General features: G+C 51.6%; 1 protein-coding gene (running past one end of the window). It reads right to left on the bottom strand.

Features of this window, described 5'->3' with window-relative positions:
- Window positions 1-19,675, bottom strand: the start of a protein-coding gene (locus ACM1ND_RS11720) for a non-ribosomal peptide synthase/polyketide synthase (RefSeq protein WP_418027765.1). Its footprint begins 22,580 nt before the window's first position; only the first 19,675 of its 42,255 coding nucleotides appear in the window; its start codon is at window positions 19,673-19,675; the stop codon falls past the left edge of the window.

The raw sequence follows: 19,675 nt of genomic DNA, 5'->3' as shown, positions 1-19,675 counted from the left end.
GCTCCTGGGTTTGCTTCATCACGTCTGAGAATAAGCTGTCCACTTGACTGCGGATGCGTACAGGAATGGTATTGATAAACAGACCTATGATGTGCTCCACATTTGGAATGTCTGCCGGACGTCCAGATACCACGCTGCCAAACACCACATCATCTGTGCCATTATATTTTTGCAGCAAAAGGCCCCACACCGTCTGCATCAACGTATTGATCGTTACCTGATAACGCTTGGCTATGCGCTGAATGCCTGCCGTTAGCTCCGCGCCCAAGTCAAAATCTAGACGCTCCGCCTGATATCCTGTTTTGCCCTGAATTTTAGCCTGTGGCAGGCGGGACTGTTCCTCATATCCTTCCAGAACCTTGCTCCAGTAACCTGATGCGGCCTGACGATCCTGCTGCTCCAGCCATTCGATATATTGACTGTATGGCGTTACAGGGGCCAGTTCCGGCTGTTTATGGGCCAGTATCGAAAAATAACTTGCAAACACTTCATTGGTCACCAGCGACAAGCACCAGCCGTCCATCACGATATGATGGAAGCTCCATACAAAACGGTACGAAGCCTCACCTATACGCAAAACAGCGACACGCATCAAGGCATCTTGTGCCAGATCAAAGCCTCTCTGCTTGTCTTTACGCGTATATTCGAGGATGTACTCGTTTTGCTGCTCTTGCTCCATATCCCGCAGGTCTTCCACATAGAGTTCGCTGCGCTTATTGCGGTACACGACCTGCAGCGGTTCATCCTTCCAGCCGCTGTAGAAATTCGTGCGCAGTGCCGTATGCCGCTGCATCAATACATCCAAACTTGCCGCAAACGCATCGATATTAAAATGTCCTTGCAGATCAAAGGAGGCCTGTTCAAAATAAGCTCCCGATTGCGAGTCCATCAGATTGTAAAAGAGCATGCCCTTTTGCATCGGCGTCAGCGCGTATACATTTTCCAGCTCACCTATATGTGCGGCCTGCGCTGCCATGTGCTCCAGCTCTCCAGTCGTCAGACCCTGGAAGGACACATCACTCGGCGTCAGCTGCGGCTGTTCCTGAGCGACACAATGTGTAATCACCTCTTGCAAAGCGGATTGCAGAAGTCCCGCCACACGTTCCAGCGTTTCTTTGCGATACTGCTTACGACTGTAAGCGATCGTCAAGCGCAGCGTGCCTTCCGAGATCATCGCATTCAAATCCAGCGTATATTGCAGCGGTGAATGGGCATCCTCTGTCTCCCCTGCGCTATAGGATGACAATGAGATTCCACTGTTTTGCACATCCTGATCGACCTGTCCCAAATAGTTAAAGCTGATTTCCGGTTCTGCTGCAATCGCCTGCGCTTCATCCGACGCGAACGCAGGGGACAGGTAGCGCCATGTGCCATAGGTCAACCCTTTATGTGGAATGCGGCGCAGACCTTCCTTCGTTTCTTTAATCCGCTGGGCCAGTGTCAGGTTGACATCTGTGTCCAGCAGCACCGGATACAAGCTCGTAAACCAGCCTACTGTACGTGTTATATCCACCTCTGGCAGGATTGCTTCCCGGCCATGTCCCTCCAGATTCACCAGCACCTGTCCGGCGCCTGTCCAATTGTGCATCGCCAATCCTAACGCGGTCAGCAGCAAATCATTGACCTCGGTGTTATAGGCGCGATGGGCCTGCTTCAGCAGCTGCTGAGTTTCAGCTTCGGTCCACTCTACCGTCAGCACTTCGCTGTCTGCATTCAAGGAGCCCTCATAGGCAAAATCCTTAGGCAGCGGCGCCGCTTCCGCTTTGGCCTGTTCCAGCTGCTTCCAGTAAATTTCATCCGACGCCTCCGCAGGACGGTTGGCGTAAGACGACAGCTCCCGTGCCCATGTTTGGAAGGAATCCGTTTTATAGGGCAATCGTACAGGGTCGCCTTTGATCGCCTGTTCGTAGCCAGTCGAGAAATCTTCAAACAGAATCCGCCACGACACCCCGTCTATCACCAAATGGTGAATGGCTATGAGCAAATGATCTCCCTTTGCTGTGCGGAACAATCCGAGTTTGACCAAAGGTCCTGCGGACAGGTCGATGCTGCTTTGGATTTCATCTGCCTTCGCTTCCAGCGCTTCCGCATAGGCTACTTGTTCACGGTAGTCTGCGGTTTCCAGCGTATACAACGCGCCTTCATCTACACCGCGTGTCCAAGCCGTATAACCCGAGGAAGTCTGACGGAAAACTGTACGAAGCGCATCATGATGCTTCACGATGTGATCCATGACTTGGCGAACCGACGTCTCATCAAAGCCCTCGGCACGATAGAGCATGACCGCCTGATTAAAGTGCTGCGGACGCTCGCGCTCCTGCGCAAAGAACCAATGCTGGATCGGAATCAAAGCGGTTTCCCCGCTCACTTCTCCTTGATCTGCCATACGACTGACCTCGTGCATATGCGGTGCCAGTGTTGCAACCGTTGGATACTGGAATAAATCCTTCATGTCCAGCTTATAGCCGGCCTGGAATGCACGCGATGCGATTTGGATCGCCTTGATCGAATCGCCGCCCAGATCAAAGAAATTGTCCAAAATACCGACAGTCTGTAGTCCCAGTACTGACTGCCAGACCGCTGCCAGAGCACGTTCTTGCGCGGTACGCGGCTCAGCATAATCCGCTCCGGTTTGCAGGCTGCCTTCCGGTGCGGGCAGGGCCTTGCGGTCGATTTTGCCATTTGGACTCAGCGGCATCTGCTCCAGCTGTACAAAGTACGATGGCACCATGTAGCTTGGCAGCTCCCGGCCCAGCTCACTTCTCAGCTCGCTGGCTCCGAGCTCTTGTCCGGCGACATAGTACGCCACCATTTGTTTCTGGCCCGTTTCATCCGCGCGAGCCATGACGACGGCTTCGCGTACCGATTCCACTTGCAGCAGCTGCGACTCGACCTCGCCCAGTTCAATCCGGTAGCCCCGGATTTTGACTTGATGGTCGATCCGGCCCAGATATTCAATGTTGCCGTCCGGCATCCATCTCGCCAAATCGCCTGTGCGGTACATCCGCTCATAGCCGGCTTCCCCGCCAGCAAACGGATCGGCTACGAATTTCTCTGCCGTCAGCTCTGGACGGTTTAGGTAACCGCGGGCTACGCCGACACCACCGATGCACAGCTCACCCGCAACCCCAATCGGCTGCAATTGCTCCGTGCCTTCCTTCACGATGTACAGACGAATGTTTTGAATCGGTTTCCCGATTGGAATGACCGTATATTCCTCTGACGGCTCGCAATCGAAGTACGATACGTCCACCGTCGCTTCGGTTGGACCATACAAGTTGATCAGCTTCGCTCCCGCCAGGCTCGACACAAGCCGTTGGAACCGTGCCACATGCTGTGGCGGCAATGCTTCACCACTGGCAAAGACATGGCGCAGCGTTGCTAGTTTCGCTTGCATCACTTCCTGTGGCTGCTGCTCTACATATTCCAGGAACGCATGCAGCATGGCGGGTACAAAGTGCATCGTGCTCACGCCATCGCGGGCAATCGTGTCGACGATGTCTTCCGGGTTCTTTTCCCCGCCGACTGACAGCAGGCTCACCTTTGAGCCGACCAGCGACCACCAGAACAGCTCCCACACCGACACGTCGAACGTGAAGGCCGTCTTTTGCAGAATCGTATCTTCCGTACTCAAGCCGTAACGATCATGCATCCACAAAATCCGGTTCAGCACGGAATGATGCTCAACCATGACGCCCTTCGGTTTCCCGGTGGAGCCAGAGGTATAGATGACATAGGCTACATGGTGCGGCCCGGCCAGTGGCTCCAGATTCGAGCCATCTTCGTGGTAAATGTTTTGGTCATCTTGCTCATGACGATCCAGCACCAGCACCTGGCCGTCGAAACTCAGTGATGCTTGCTCCGCCAGATGCGATTGCGTCAGAACTAGCTTCGCGCCCGAGTCCTCCAGCATAAAGCGGATACGATCCGCCGGATAGTCTGGATCGATGGGCACGTAGGCTCCGCCTGCTTTGAGGATCGCGTAGATACCCACGATCATGTCCAGCGAGCGCTGAACCAAAATGCCCACGGGCTGATCCGGTTCAATACCTTCGGCACGCAAGGTGCGTGCGAGACGGTTGGCTCGCTCATTCAGCTCCGCGTAGGTCAACGACTCCGCTCCGCACAGTACCGCCACTTGCTCCGGTGTGTTCGCTACCTGCTGCTCGAACAGTGCACTTAGCGTTTGATCCTGCGGATAGGCTGCCGCCGTATCCCCCCAGACCTGAACGATCTGTGCCTGTTCTTGCGGGGTTACCAATTCCAGCTCATTCACACGGATATTCGGATTGTCCACAATTTGCCCGATGACATGGTCGATATGCCCCTGGATACGCTCCATAGCAGATCGGTTATACACCAGAGCATTGTATTCAAGCAGGATGGAGATATCCTCGTCAGGCACGACAATCAGGTTGAAATCGTAGTTGGTTTGCTCGGCAAGTTCCACATTGGCAATAGAGAAGCCATTTTGTGCTCTTGTCTCACCGGAACCGCCCATCTGCTTCATCTGCTGCCCGATCGGGTAGTTTTCAAAGACCATAATGTGATGAATTAGGTCTTGTTTTTGTGCAGTCAGTGCCTGGATATCGTACAACGGGAACGTGTCATAGACACCGGAGGCCAAAGCCTGCTCCTGTGTGCGCTGCAATACTTCTGCAAATGTAGCATCCGGTGCACTGCAAATGCGTACCGGAATCGTGTTGATAAACAACCCGATCATATTCTCCACACCCGGAATGTCTGCCGGACGACCGGATACCACACCACCAAATACAACATCCTGATGATTATTGTATTGCTGTAAAATAACGCCCCACACGCTTTGCAGCAAGGTGTTAATCGTGACATGTTGTTGCTTGGCCATTTGGTTCAATGCCGCGGTCCGTTCTTTACCCAACATAAATGGCAGCTTTTCTGAAACATAGCCGGAACGGGAACCCGCACCGCTTCCGTCTGGTTCTTCATCCCGTGCGACTACAGAAGCTTGTGCGTTCTCACCAGGCAACAAGGTTTGCTGCTCATAACCCGCCAAATACTCACTCCAATAACGGGTCGCTTCCTGTGCATCCTGATCTTCCAACCATTCGATATAGTCACTATACGGCTTGACAGGTGCGAGCTCTGGCTGCTTGTGCTCCAGCAGGGCAACATAGGCACCAAACACTTCATCCGTCACCAGCGACAGGCACCAACCGTCCATCACAATATGATGGAAGCTCCATACAAAACGGTAGGAGCTATCACCCGTGCGGAAGACGGTTACGCGCATGAGCGCATCCTTGCCTAAATCAAAGTTTTGAGCTTTATCCTGGGCCACAAATTCAGCTATAGCGTGCTCACGGCCTCGGACATCCTCATAACGGAAGCTCGGATTTTTATGACGATAGACGATCTGCAACGGTTGACCATACCAGCCGCTGTAGAAATTCGTCCGTAATATAGCATGCCGGCTAACCAGCAGCTTCAAGCTTTCCTCGAATAGGGACGGCTCCAAGTGGCCCTCCAGATCAAAGGTCGCCTGCTCAAAATACACGCCTGTTTCTGCATTCATCAGACTATGGAACAGCATCCCCTTTTGCATGGGGGTTAACGGATACATATTTTCCAATTCCCCAACCGTCTTGGTCTGCTCCTTAATCGTATCTAATTGCTCCAGGGTCAGACCTTTTAGCAATACATCACTTGGAGTCAATTCGGTCCGCTCCTGCGTAACACAATGCTCGATCATTTCAAGCAGATTGGATTTTAACAGATTAGCCAGCATGTGGACGGTTTCCTTACGTAAGGCTTTGTCGTTATACCGAATGCCCAGTTCCAGGATGCCGTTCGTTACGATTCCGCTCACATCCAGAGCATATTTCATCTTCGTCCGGTCACTAACGACCGATCCAATCGAGTAAGGAGACATACGCATATCGCTATTTTGCAAGTCCTGATCAAACTGGCCGAGATAGTTAAAGCTCACTTGTGGCTCGGCAAAAACTTGATGTTGACCAAGGTGCTGTGCATCTGCTTGCTGACCAACGGCTTGGCCGGATTCACTCAAATATCTCCAGATTCCGTAGCCCATTCCTTTATTCGGAATATGACGCAGACTCTCTTTGACCTGTTTGATGCGTCCCGACAAGGCGTGATCACGACCGATGTCCAGCAATACAGGATATTGACTCGTAAACCAGCCTACCGTACGAGAAATGTCCATATCCGGCAAAATGTCCTCACGTCCGTGTCCCTCCAGGTTGATCAGGCTGCGTTCATGGCCGGTCCATGTGTACAGCATCATGCCCAAAGCAGTCAGAAGCAGATCATTCACTTCCGTGTTATATGCGCGGTGTGCTTGCTTCAACAGCCGTTCAGTCTCTTCTTCCGTAAGCTGGACGACCACTGTATCCGTGTCAGCTAGGATAAATGGCTCAGCCTGCGCTTGATCCTCAGGCAAACGCACTTGGTCAGCCCAAGCGGCTGCGTTCAGTTGCTCCCAGTAGGCGTGTTCACTTTCCATGGCTGTGCTATTCGCATACGCGGAGAGTCGCCCAGACCAGGAACGGAAGGAATCCGTTTTGTTCGGCAGCTGAAGCACTTCCTGATGAACAGCCTGTTCATAAGCAGTAGCCAAATCCTCAAACAAAATACGCCAGGATACCCCGTCCACCGCCAAATGGTGAATCACTATCAGCAGATGATCCCCATCGGCACAGTGGAACAAACCAGCCTTTAACAGCGGTCCTTCTTGAAGCTGGATACTGCTTTGAATTTCGGTGGATTTCGCTTCAATTGCCGCGCTGAGCATGGCTTCATCCGTCAAATTTCTAGAGTCCAGCACGTCCAGGTGATACAGCTCGCCTTCCTGTATTCTGCGGTTCCACGCTTTATAGCCTTGCTCGGTCTTGCTGAACACCATCCGCAGAGCATCGTGGTGCTCCGTCAGCTTGCCAAGCGCCTGACGCAAAGCAGCTTCGTCAAACCCCTGCTCCCGGTGCAGCATAACGGCCTGATTAAAGTGATGCGCATCCACTTGCTCCTGCGCAAAGAACCTGTGCTGGATCGGAAGCAACGCCGTCTCTCCGCTCACTTCTCCCTGATCTGCCATACGACTGACCTCGTGCATATGCGGTGCCAGGGTTGCGACGATGGGATAGCGGAACAAATCCTTCATGTCCAGCTTGTAGCCTGCCTGGAACGCACGCGACACGATTTGAATCGCCTTGATCGAATCGCCACCCAGGTCAAAGAAATTGTCCAACATTCCGACGGTTGGCACGCCTAGGACGGATTGCCAGACCGCTACGAGTGCCCGTTCCGGTGCAGTGCGCGGCTCTACATAATCCGCTCCGCTTTGCAGGCTGCCTTCCGGTGCTGGCAGGGACTTGCGGTCGGTTTTACCGTTTGGTGTCAGCGGCATCTGCTCCAACTGAATGAAATACGACGGCATCATATAGCTTGGCAGCTCCCGCCCCAGCTCATGTCTCAGCTCACCGGCGCCAAGCTCTTGACTCGCGACGTAGTACGCCACGAGCTGCGTTTGACCCGTTTCGTCCGTGCGTGCCATGATGACCGCTTCTTGTACCGACTCCACCTGCAGCAGCTGCGATTCGATCTCGCCCAGTTCGATCCGGTAACCTCTGATTTTCACCTGATGGTCCATCCGCCCCAAATATTCAATGTTGCCGTCCGGCGTCCATCTCGCCAAATCGCCTGTATGGTACATCCGCTCATGGCCTGCCTTGCCACCAGCAAACGGATTATTTACAAATTTCTCCGCCGTCAGTTCTTCACGTTTCCAATACCCACGGGCCAATCCTTCCCCAGCAATACATAACTCGCCCGGCACACCGACGGGCTGCAATTCTCCACTCGCATTCATGATATAGATTTGGGTATTCGCGATGGGACGTCCGATATTAATGTCTTGAGCATGGGTCAGTTCCTGTACGGCCGACCACACCGTCGTTTCTGTAGGTCCGTACATGTTATAAATGCGGGGACCGTTTATTTCTTGCAGTGCTGTGAGCAGCTTGGACGGAAGGGCTTCACCCCCGACCATAATGACCTTCACGTTTCGCAGCGCGCGGGAACCTGCTTCATGACCCAGCAGCATTTGCAGCCGGGATGGGGTCATTTGCAACATCTCAATAGAATGTTGAGTAATCAACTCACCAAGCGCCTGCGGGTTCACCTGATGCTGGCGGTCGCCAAGCACAACAGACATTCCACCCAGCAGGGGCAAGATGGTTTCCAAGACGAAAATATCGAATGAAATGGTCGTGAGTGACAAAATGGTTTGGCTCGTTTCAAAGTCAATGGCTTCGCGCATCCCGGTAATAAAGTTGAGTACCGAGCGATGCTGGAGCATAACTCCTTTCGGATTTCCAGTCGAACCCGAGGTATAGATGACGTAAGCCAAATGCTCTGGGCGGGCAATCGTCTCCAGGTTGCTACTTTCTCCCTGATACAATGATGCATCCTCAAGAAACATGGTATTGGCATGGCAATGGTGCTCTTCTGCCAGCTCACGACTGGTCAGAAGCACTGCGGCCTCGCTGTCTTCCAGCATGTATTCAATACGAGAGGACGGAAATTCGGGATCGATTGGCACATAAGCACCACCTGCTTTGAGAACGGCCAGGAGACCTACAATCATTTCCACTGAGCGCTGCACCATCAGACCCACCAGCTTGTCAGGTCCTACTCCCTGGGCTTGAAGCATTCGGGCCAATGAGTTTGCCCGTTCATTCAGTTCCCGATAAGTCAGACTCTGATTTCCAAACACCAATGCCACTTGGTCTGGCGTACACTCCACCTGATCCTCGAACAGCTGATGGATCGTCTGTTTGGACGGAAATGCACAAGCAGTGTCATTAAATGCCGCTGTAATCTGTTGTTTTTCCGCTGCTGTGACCAATTCCAACTCTTCAACCCGAACATTTGGGTTGAGCGAAATTTGCTCCAGGAGGCGAGTAAAATGTCCATACAGACGCTCAATGCCTTTCCGATCAAAACAGAGCGTGTTATACATAAAGCGAATCTTTATGCCTTCTCCCGGCATAACGGCTACGTTCAGATCGTAGTTGGTTTGCTCTGTAGCCACCACATTCGAAATCGTGAACGGTTCCTGTCCTTGGCCTCCCAGCTGCTCTACCTGCTGCTCCACCGGATAATTTTCAAATATCATAATATGATTGATTAAATCCTGCTTCTGCTCGGTCAGTGCCTGAATTTCATACAGCGGGAACGCATCATAGGCATTGGACGCCAGCGCTTGCCGCTGTGTTCGTTTCATCAGCTCGTTAAAGGCTTCGCCCTCTTCAGACTGCACACGCACTGGAATCGTATTAATAAATAGCCCGATCATGTGCTCCACACCTGGAATATCGCCTGGACGACCAGACACTACGCTACCGAACACGACATCCGAACTGTTGTTATATTTTTGCAACAGAACGCCCCATACGGTCTGAATCAACGTGTTGACTGTCACCTGATTTTGCTTCGCCACCCGTTCGATCTGAGCAACCAGCTCCGGCTGGAAGTCACATTCCAGATCTTCAGCAACATATTCCCCATCTTGCATCGATTTAGGTTGTGTTTTTTGCTGAGGAAGCGTAATTTGCTGCTCGTAGTCCGCCAGATACCCACGCCAGTATTGCAAGGCTGCCTCACGGTCCTGACGCTCCAACCATTCAATAAATCGACTAAACGGCGTGACAGGCTCCAGCGTTGGCTCATGACCCGCACGCAGTGCCAGATAGCTACCGAATACCTCCTGTGTCATAAAGGACAAGCACCAGCCATCCATCAAAATGTGATGGAAGCTCCAAACAAAGTGGTACGTTTCATCCCCGGTTTGCAAAATGGAGACACGAATGAGTGCATCTTCTGCAAGATTGAATCCTTTCGCTTTATCCTCGATGACAAAAGCTTCAACACAAGCTTCTCGTTCCTCTTTTTCTAGTTCGCGCAAGTCTTCATAATATAATTGCCCGCTACGATTACGGAAGACGACCTGCACAGGTTCATCCTTCCATGAACTGATAAAGTTCGTCCGTAACGCCTCATGACGCTGTACGAGCAAATCAAAGCTTTTGCTGAAAGCAACCACATCAAAACGTCCATTCAATTCAAAGGTTGCCTGCTCAAAATAAGCTGCCGAACTCTCATCCATTAGACTGAAGAAGAGCATGCCCTTTTGCATCGGCGTCAAAGCATACACATTTTCTAGTTCACCCATATCTTGTGTATCTTTCACCAATTGCTCCAGCTCGTCCAGCGTTACATGTTTTAACAAGACATCACTTGGGGTCAACACCGTTCTTTCCTGCGCTATGCAATGGCTAATCACCTCACGCAAGCCGGATGCCAGTAGTTCTCCAAGCCGTGCAATCGTTTCGTGCCGGAATTGTGTGGTACCGTAGCGAATAGTGAACATCAGCTCGCCATCCTCGATTAATCCATTGATATCTAGTGCAAAATCCATAGCCGCGTTCGTGCTAACAGGCACACCAATGGAATAGGAGGAAGGCTTCAGATCGTTACCTTTATAATCCTGATCGAATTGGCCCAGATAGTTAAAACTGATCTCAGGCTGAGTCTTTAACTGCACGCCTGCTTTCTCCAGAACATTCATATCTGACAGGTATCGCAAAATACCATAACCGATGCCTTTTTGCGGAATATGACGCAGCCCTTCCTTGACCCGTTTAATCAGCCGAGCGGTATTTCCACCTTGTCCCAGACTTCCATCCAGTACAACCGGAAATTGGCTCGTAAACCAGCCGACTGTGCGCGTAATATCCACGTCGGGTACAACGGCTTCCCGTCCGTGGCCTTCCAAGTTAACCAGCACCCGTTCGGAACCAGACCATTCATACACGGCTTTGCCGAGTGCGGCCAGCAGCAGGTCATTCATTTCCGTGTTATACGCGCGATGAGCTTGTTTGAGCAGCTGCTCGGTTTCCTGCTTCGTCCAGCTGACTGTCACTACCTCGCTGTCTCCAAGCAGAGCATTGTCATTCGCAAAATCCTTCGGCAGAGGCTTCGCGAGGCTGGCTTCCGCCTGTTCGATATGCTGCCAGTATGCAAACTCCCGCTCCATCGTCACACTATTTGCGTAGGCTGACAGCTGTTTGGCCCATACCTGGTAGGAATCTGTTTTATGCGGCAATCGGATGGCTGTGCCTGTTTTACCTGCAACGGCCTGCTCATATCCGGCTGCCAAGTCCTCCAGCAAAATGCGCCATGATACACCGTCCACAACCAGATGATGAATCACGATTAGCAAATGGTCGCCTCCAGCGCAATGGAACAGACCGAGCTTCACAAGTGGACCCTCGCTCAAGTGAATACTCGCTTGAATTTCACTCGCCTTTGCTTCTACAGCGGTGGATTCATCTTCAACTCCGCTAAAATCTACGATGTCCAGCGTGTATAGCTCGCCTTCCATCACACTGCGGTTCCAAGCGGCATAGCCTTGCTCCGTCTCACGGAATACAGTGCGCAATGCGTCATGATGCTGGACAATACGTTCCATCGTACGGCGCAGCGCGTCGACGTCAAAGCGCCCGGCTCGATACAGCATCATCGCCTGGTTGCTGTGGTGCAGATCAACCGGCTGCTGCTCGAAGAACCACCGTTGAATAGGTGTCAGATCTACCTGGCCTACTGCCTCTTCCTGGCTGGCAATCTTGCCATCTGTACGAAGCAAAGGACTGAGTGACGCTACCGTCGGATTGCTGAACAAATCCTTCATGTCCAGTCGATACCCTGCTTGCAGCAATCGGGATGATACTTGCAATGCTTTGATCGAATCGCCGCCCAGTTCAAAGAAGTTATCCTGCGTGCCTACCGTTTCGGCACCCAGCACCCCGGCCCACACTGAAGCTAAAACCTGTTCTACCGTAGTACGTGGAGCCACATAGGCTGCGCCGGTATGGATGCTTCCTTCCGGTTCCGGCAAGGCCTTGCGGTCGATTTTGCCGTTGCTCGTCAGCGGGATCATCTCCAGTCGCATCAAGCGTGCAGGTACCATATGTGCTGGCAGCCCTGCTTCCAGCTCGGCCTGTACCTCCTCGATCCGCAGCTCGGATTCTCCTGTGATATATCCGCACAAGTACTTGTGTCCACGTTCGTCCGTCCGGTCAATGACTACCGCTTGACGCACACCTGGCACCCGCTGAATTGCCGTTTCAATCTCGCCCAGCTCGATCCGGTAGCCCCGAATTTTCACTTGATAGTCCATCCGGCCGATAAAGTCCACATTGCCGTCCGGCATCCACCGCGCGAGGTCACCTGTGCGATACAATCGTTCACCCGGTACATACGGATTCGCTACGAACTTCTCGGCCGTCAGGTCGGCACGGTTCAGGTATCCCCGTGCCACCCCGGCACCGCCAATGCACAGCTCGCCCAGTACGCCGATCGGCACCGGATTCAACTGGCTGTCCACGATGTAAAATCGTGCGTTCAGCCACGCCTGACCAATCGGCACACTGCCGCTGTCCGGCAGCTTCGACAGTTCTTCGTCGTAGAAGCTGGAGTCGATTGCCGCTTCCGTGACGCCATAACTGTTCATAATGCGAATATCCGCACCAAATCGTTCTTGCAGCACCCGGTAATCCGTCACGCTGCAGCTATCCGAGCTGGTGATCAGCAATTCCAGACTGCTCATGTCCAGTCCCTGTTCATGCACATGCTGCATAAACGGTACAATCAAGGCAGGGGTCGATTCGAACACCGTAATCTGATAGTCGCGAATCCAGCCGTATAGACGGCTTGGGTCAATGCGATCATCTTTCGGACAGATGACCATCGTTCCACCGTTATAAAGCGTCCGCGCGATATCCCCGACGAATACGTCGAAGGAGAAGCTTGCCAATTGCAGCAGCCGTACCGGGAACTGGTTCAGACGGTAATCCCGGCGATACGCCGCAGCTGTATTCACCAAGCTGCGATGCTCAATCATGACGCCCTTCGGACGTCCCGTTGTCCCGGACGTGTAGATCACGTACGCCAGATCCTGCGGCTCATTGATGTGCTCCACATCCGTGGGATCCCCAGTGTACAGCGACTCATCGTCCAGCGCCAGCACGGCATGCAGACGCAAGTTCGCTGCGGATTCGGATGCTGCTTCGCTGTCAGATGGCGAATCTGATTTCAAGCTTAATCCCTCATTAAGGCTGTCTCTTTCCATCGTTTCAATGCTAACCGCCGTTTCCAGCTCACCCTCAGCCTTTCCTTCGGCCAAAGCCCATCGGCTTTCATTCAGCCATGCTTGGGCACGCTCCTGCAAACCTGTTTGCGTAAGCAGCACCGTAGCACCGCTGTCCTCCAGCATAAAGCGGATACGGTCAGACGGATAATCCGCATCTAAAGGTACATATGCACCTCCGGCTTTCCATACCGCCAATACGCCGACCAGCATGTCCACCGAGCGCTCGCTCAAAATACCAACAATGGATTCACGCCCAATGCCTTCATTCCGCAATCTACGAGCAAGTTGGTTCCCACGCTCGTTCAGCTCGCGATACGTAAGTTGCCGCTCCTCGTATACAACTGCCACGTGATCCGGCACAAGCTGCGCTTGTTCTTCCACATAGGCGTGGAACAACCCTTCTGATTGCTTTTCATTACTCCATGCAGATACGCCCACTGATCCAAAACCGTCGATGATTTTCGCTTTTTCCGAAGCAGTCACCAACTCAAGCTCATCTACCAGCGCATCTGGTCTGTTAATCGCTTCTTCAATAATATGCAGCAAATGCCCGCGGATTTGCTCTATAGCTGTACGTTCCAATACTCGCGCGTTGTACTCTAAATGGACATGAATTTCATCACCCGGCACAACCGTAATGTTGAAATCATAGTTCGTTTGCTCCGATACGGAAGCATTTGTAATCGTAAAACCATTCTCACCACGGCTACCCATTTGCTCCATACGCTGTTCCACTGGGTAGTTTTCAAACACCATAATATGGTTCACCAGGTCCTGTTTTTGCTCTGTCAGGGCCTGAATTTCATACAACGGATAGGTTTCATAAGCACGGGAAGCCAGTGCCTGCTCCTGTATCTGCTTCATTAACGCAGCAAACGTAATATCTTTCTCACTGTGAATCCGTACAGGAACCGTATTAATGAACAAACCAATCATTTTGTCTATGCCCGGAATATCCGCTGATCTGCCGGATACGACACTGCCAAATACAACATCCCGACTGTTGTTATACCGTTGCAGCACAACGCCCCATGCTGCTTGCAGAAGGGTGTTGACCGTCACTTGCTTTTGCTTAACCAGCTTGTTCATCCGTTCCGTCACTTCGCGGCCCAGTGTAAACGAAAGCTTGTCCGCTTCATATTCTTTAGCGTGACCGTCCAGCTGTTTTGCCTGCGGCAATACCGTCTGCTGCTCGAAACCAGCAAAGTAATCACTCCAGAACCGTTCAGCCTCCGCGTTGTCCTGTCGCTCCAGCCATTCAATATATTCGCTGTATGGCGTTATCGGGACAAGCTCCGGCTTGCGGTCTTCGAGGATGGCAAAGTACGTATTAAATGCTTCCCCCACAACCAGGAACAAGCACCAGCCGTCCATCAAAATATGGTGGAAGCTCCATACAAAACGGTACGACTCCTCGCCTGTACGCAAAACAGACACCCGCATCAGCTCGCCTGATCTGAAATTAAAGCCTTCAGCTTTGTCACGCTCAGCAAAATCAGCAATGTATGCGTCCTGTTCTCCTTGCCCCAGTGAACGTACATCTTCAAAATGGAACCCAGCCGCTTTATGGCGGTACACTACCTGTAAAGGCTGCTCATTCCATCCGCTATAAAAATTCGTTCTGAATATTTGATGGCGATCCACCAGTTGATTTAAGCTTTCGGCAAAAGCCTCCACTTGAAAGCTGCCTTGCAGATCAAATGTCGCCTGCTCAAAGTACGCCCCGGATTTCGGCTCCATTAAGCCGTGGAACAGGATGCCTTTTTGCATGGGTGTTAACGAATAAATGTTTTCCAGTTCTCCCGCAGTAGCCGTCTGCTCTACAATATGATCCAGCTCTCCAGCCGTCAGTCCTTGGAAGGACAAGTCGCTTGGCGTCAGCTCTGGCAACTCTTTTTCCACACAGTGAGCCAATACCTCACGCAAGCTCTCCTGAAGCAGATCAGCCAGCTTTTTGATTGACTTTTTCATGAACGTTTTGTTGCTGTAGCTGATCGTCAGCTCCAGTGCACCGTCCGTGATCATGCCGTTGATATCCAGAGCATACCGCTTGGTTAACGTGTCACTAATGGAAGCTCCGATGGAATAAGGAGACATGCGAAAGGCATTATTCTTTAAATCCTGATCGAATTGTCCGAGATAGTTAAAGCTGATTTCCGGCTCGCTGATAAAAGGGGCTTCCCCTTCCCTGTCAGCAAGATATCTCAAAATCCCGTATCCAATCCCTTTATGCGGCAAACGGCGCAGTCCTTCTTTGACGTTCTTGACACGCCGTCCCACATTCCGATCCTCGCCCATATCGAGTACAACCGGGAATTGGCTGGTAAACCAACCGATCGTCCGCGTAATATCCACATCCGGCAAAATGGCTTCCCGTCCGTGACCCTCCAGATTTACAAGCACCTGACGGATGCCTGCCCACTCCTGAATTGCAGTGCCCAAAGCTGTCAGCAACAGGTCGTTTGCTTCCGTATTGTAGGCACGATGAGCTTGTTTCAAGAATTGTTCCGTTTCTTCTACCGTCCACGCTACTGTCAGTGTCCGATCATCGCGAAGCTGTGGCTTAGCCTGAGATTTACGAGTGTAATCTTTAGGCAAGGATGTCTGACTCTTCCCTGCTTGCTCAATCTGCTCCCAATACGCACGCTCATTCTCCAACGCTCCACTGTTCGCATAAGCGGATAGCTGATCTGCCCACAGACGGAAGGAATCCGTTTTGTTGGGTAAACGGACAGACTCGCCCTGTAAAGCCTGCTCATAACCGGATGCCAAATCCTCTAGTAAAATACGCCAAGACACGCCGTCGACCACAAAATGGTGGATCGCTACCAACAAATGGTCTCCATCGGTGCAACGGAACAGACCCAGCTTCACCAAAGGGCCTTTATCTAGACGGATACTGCTTTGAATTTCGCTGGCTTTGTTCTCCAGCAAATGAGCAAAGTCAGACTCATTTGTAAAATCAACCACTTCGAGGCTGTACAATTCTCCTTCTTGCACGCCACGGTTCCATGCTTCATACCCACCGTCCGCATTTTGGCGGAATACGATGCGCAAAGCATCATGGTGCTCGACAATGCGTTGCAGTGCCTGACGAAGCGCCGTTTCGTCCAATCGATCCTCACGATGCAGCATCAGAGCCTGGTTATAGTGTTCAGGATTGGATGGCTGCTGTTCAATGAACCAGTGTTGAATCGGTGTCAATGCCACGTTTCCACTGACTTCTCCTTGATCGGAAACACGGCTCACCCGCTGCACTCGTCCATTCAGCTCAGCAATCGTCGGATACTGGAATAACTCCCTCATTTCCAGCTTGTAACCATTTTGCAGCAGTCTTGAAGACACCTGGATGGCCTTAATCGAGTCGCCCCCCAGATGGAAAAAGTTATCCAGCACACCAACATGCTCAATACCAAGTACAGATTGCCACACGGACACTAGCGTACGTTCTACCTCATTACGTGCCGCTACGTAATCTTCACCGGAATCCACGCTTCCTTCTGGTTGCGGCAATGCCCGACGATCCACTTTGCCATTTGGTGTCAACGGCAATTGCTCCAGCTGCACAAAATATGACGGTACCATGTAACCCGGCAATTCTTGGCTCAAGGCGCTTCGCAGCTCACTAGCCGCGATATCCGCAAGGGTGACTACATACGCACAGAGCTGCTTTTGCCCCTGATCATCCTCACGTGCAATGACGACGGCTTCTTGCACTGCCTCCAGCTTCAGCAGCTGTGCTTCCACCTCGCCCAGTTCAATCCGGTAGCCCCGGATTTTCACCTGTGCGTCAATCCGTCCTTTGTATTCCAACGTCCCGTCCTCATTCCAGCGCACCAAATCGCCTGTGCGGTAGCAGCGCTCTCCGCTGCGGAACGGGCTGTCTACAAACTTTTCAGCCGTTAAATCCGGACGGTTCCGGTAGCCACGTGCCACCCCGTCGCCGCCGACGATCAACTCCCCCCATGCCCCGACAGGCTGAAGCTGCATGGAACGGTCTACGACATACGCTGTGGAGTTGTGAATCGGACGCCCAATCGACACCGCTTCCAATTGCACGCTGGCAATCGCATGAGTTGTAGAAAAAGTTGTATTTTCTGTCGGCCCATAGCCGTTAATGATCCGCAGGGACGGATGAGCCTCCAGCACCCGGTTAATGTGCGGTACGGACAGCACATCACCACCGACCAGCAGTTCTTGTACCCCCTCGAACAGCTCCAAGTCCTGCTGAGATAGCTGGTTAAAGAGCGGCGCAGTCAGCCACATTGTCGTGATACCATGGTTGCGCACGGCTGCCTTGAGCTTTGGAGCGTCCAAAATGACATCCTGACTTACCAGCACGAGCTGTCCACCATTCAATAGCGCACCCCAAATTTCGAAGGTGGACGCGTCAAAGACAACGGCGCCAGTTTGCAAAATGCGTGTATCAGCATCTAATTGCGCATAGTTTGTACTTTTCACCAAACGCACGACATTGCGATGTTCTACCATAACCCCTTTGGGCTGTCCGGTCGTGCCCGAAGTGTACATCAAATAAGCTAGTCGGTTCCCAAATTTACGTTCTTGTTCTCCAGCAGTGCTGTCTACGACAGACGAGGATGATTCATTTAAAATCTCATTTTTCAGATTAGTATAATCGGTATAATCCGCATGATAAGCCTCGTTTTGCTCCCAATGTACGGTATTCAAGCCTTGGTCATTCTCTGCCCCGTACACCTTAGCATCGCTCAGATCCAGTACGATTCCGGTGTATTCCTCCAGTTGCTGTTCTGCATGCTGCACCAGCAGCAACTTCGCCCCCGAATCTTCCAGCAGGTAACGGACACGTTCAGCCGGATAATCAGGGTCAATCGGCACATATGCGCCGCCCGCTTTGAGAATCGCCAACATGCCGACAATCATATCCGTGGAACGCTCAGCAACGATACCTACAGTTTGCTCGGCGGTAACACCGTGTCCGCGCAACGTGTGAGCCAGTCGATTTGCTTTTACATTCAGTTCGCCATAAGTTAAACGGGCATTTCCGAACACGACTGCTGTCTGATTCGGTGTACGTTCAGCCTGTTCCTCAAACAACTCATGAATGCCTGCTTCGTGTGGATATTCCACCGCAGTAGCATTGAATACGTCGACGATTTGTGCCCGTTCTTCCTCACTGATCAGCGACAATTCCTGTATCCGCTTGTGTGGGCCCTGCACCATATGCTCCGCCACACTCAAAAATTGTCGAATAATTCGAGCAATTTCCTGTTCACTAAACAGCTCGGTACGATAATCTAGGTACAGCACGAGTCTATCGTCATCCAGCATTTCAACCATGTGAATATCGAAGTCGTTCACCGTATCTCCGCAGAAATCGTTATCTACCTGCTGAATGGCTTCATCAAACCGGGAGAAACTCAATGTACGATACTGGATGGAAGCACCAAACAGACGCTGAATGTCCAGACTGCTTTGCTGTTCACGCAAATCCTGAATAATTTTGTTGTATGGGTAACGCTGATGCCGCAAAATGGACGCCTGCTCCTTCCCTACACCTTGCAAGAAGGTCAGCAGTTCGGATTCTGGTTCGACCAACAGACGCGTAGCCACGGTGCTGACGAACATACCGATGGTATCCTTTTCCTTCTTAGACGTACGGTTGGCATAGAGTGTCCCCACGGTTAGGTCCTGCTCTCCCGTCACTTTATGCAAATAAATATACAGAGCCGCCAGGAAGAACGTGAAAATACTAATTTTATGTTCCTCGCAAAAAGCCGTAACACCACGATACAACTCATGTTCCAGTATAAAGCTCTCCCGGCGTGCAGCTGTGCTCAGTGTCAGCGGGTTATATGATTTCAAACCTGTAGTCTCTGGCAAATCGGCAAACTTTTCTGTCCAGTACGTTTTGTCCTTTTGATAACGGTCTGATTGCTCATAGCTTTGCTCTACCTGGATAAAATCCAGATATGGATTGCCTTTGGTCGGTGCATCTTGACCTGTACCATGCACAATATCCATATAATGTCCGGTGATTTCATTAATGGCCTGATTCATGGACACACCGTCTGAAATAATATGATGCATTTTAAAATTAAACCATGTTTCTTCTGCTGCGAGCTGCAAGATAACAAATCGGTACAGCTGCGAATCCAACAATGAGAATGGCTGTGGATTATGGCGCTTTAACCATTCCTTTGCTTCTTCCGAGGTAACTTGGAGCGTTTCTATACTTTCCGCCGTAAACGGCTCTACATATTGATATGGAATCCCATCCTGAGCAGTGATCTTGATACGGAAAGAATCATTTTGGGCAATCACCCGGTTCATTGCTTGCTGCAAGGCATCTATACGAACAGTTCCCCTGATTTTTACTGTTGCAATAATTGTTGATGTATTCCGATTAGGATACAGAAGCTCCGTATACCAAATCCGTTGCTGTGGCTGGCTTAGCGAAAACAATTGAACATCTTGCTGTGTCAT

Origin of the sequence: Paenibacillus sp. JJ1722, assembly GCF_048282685.1 — a bacterium.
Classification (GTDB): Bacteria; Bacillota; Bacilli; order Paenibacillales; family Paenibacillaceae; genus Paenibacillus; species Paenibacillus polymyxa_B.
The sequence above is the reverse complement of the archived record's forward strand: the minus strand, read 5'-3'. Positions and strand labels throughout refer to the sequence as shown.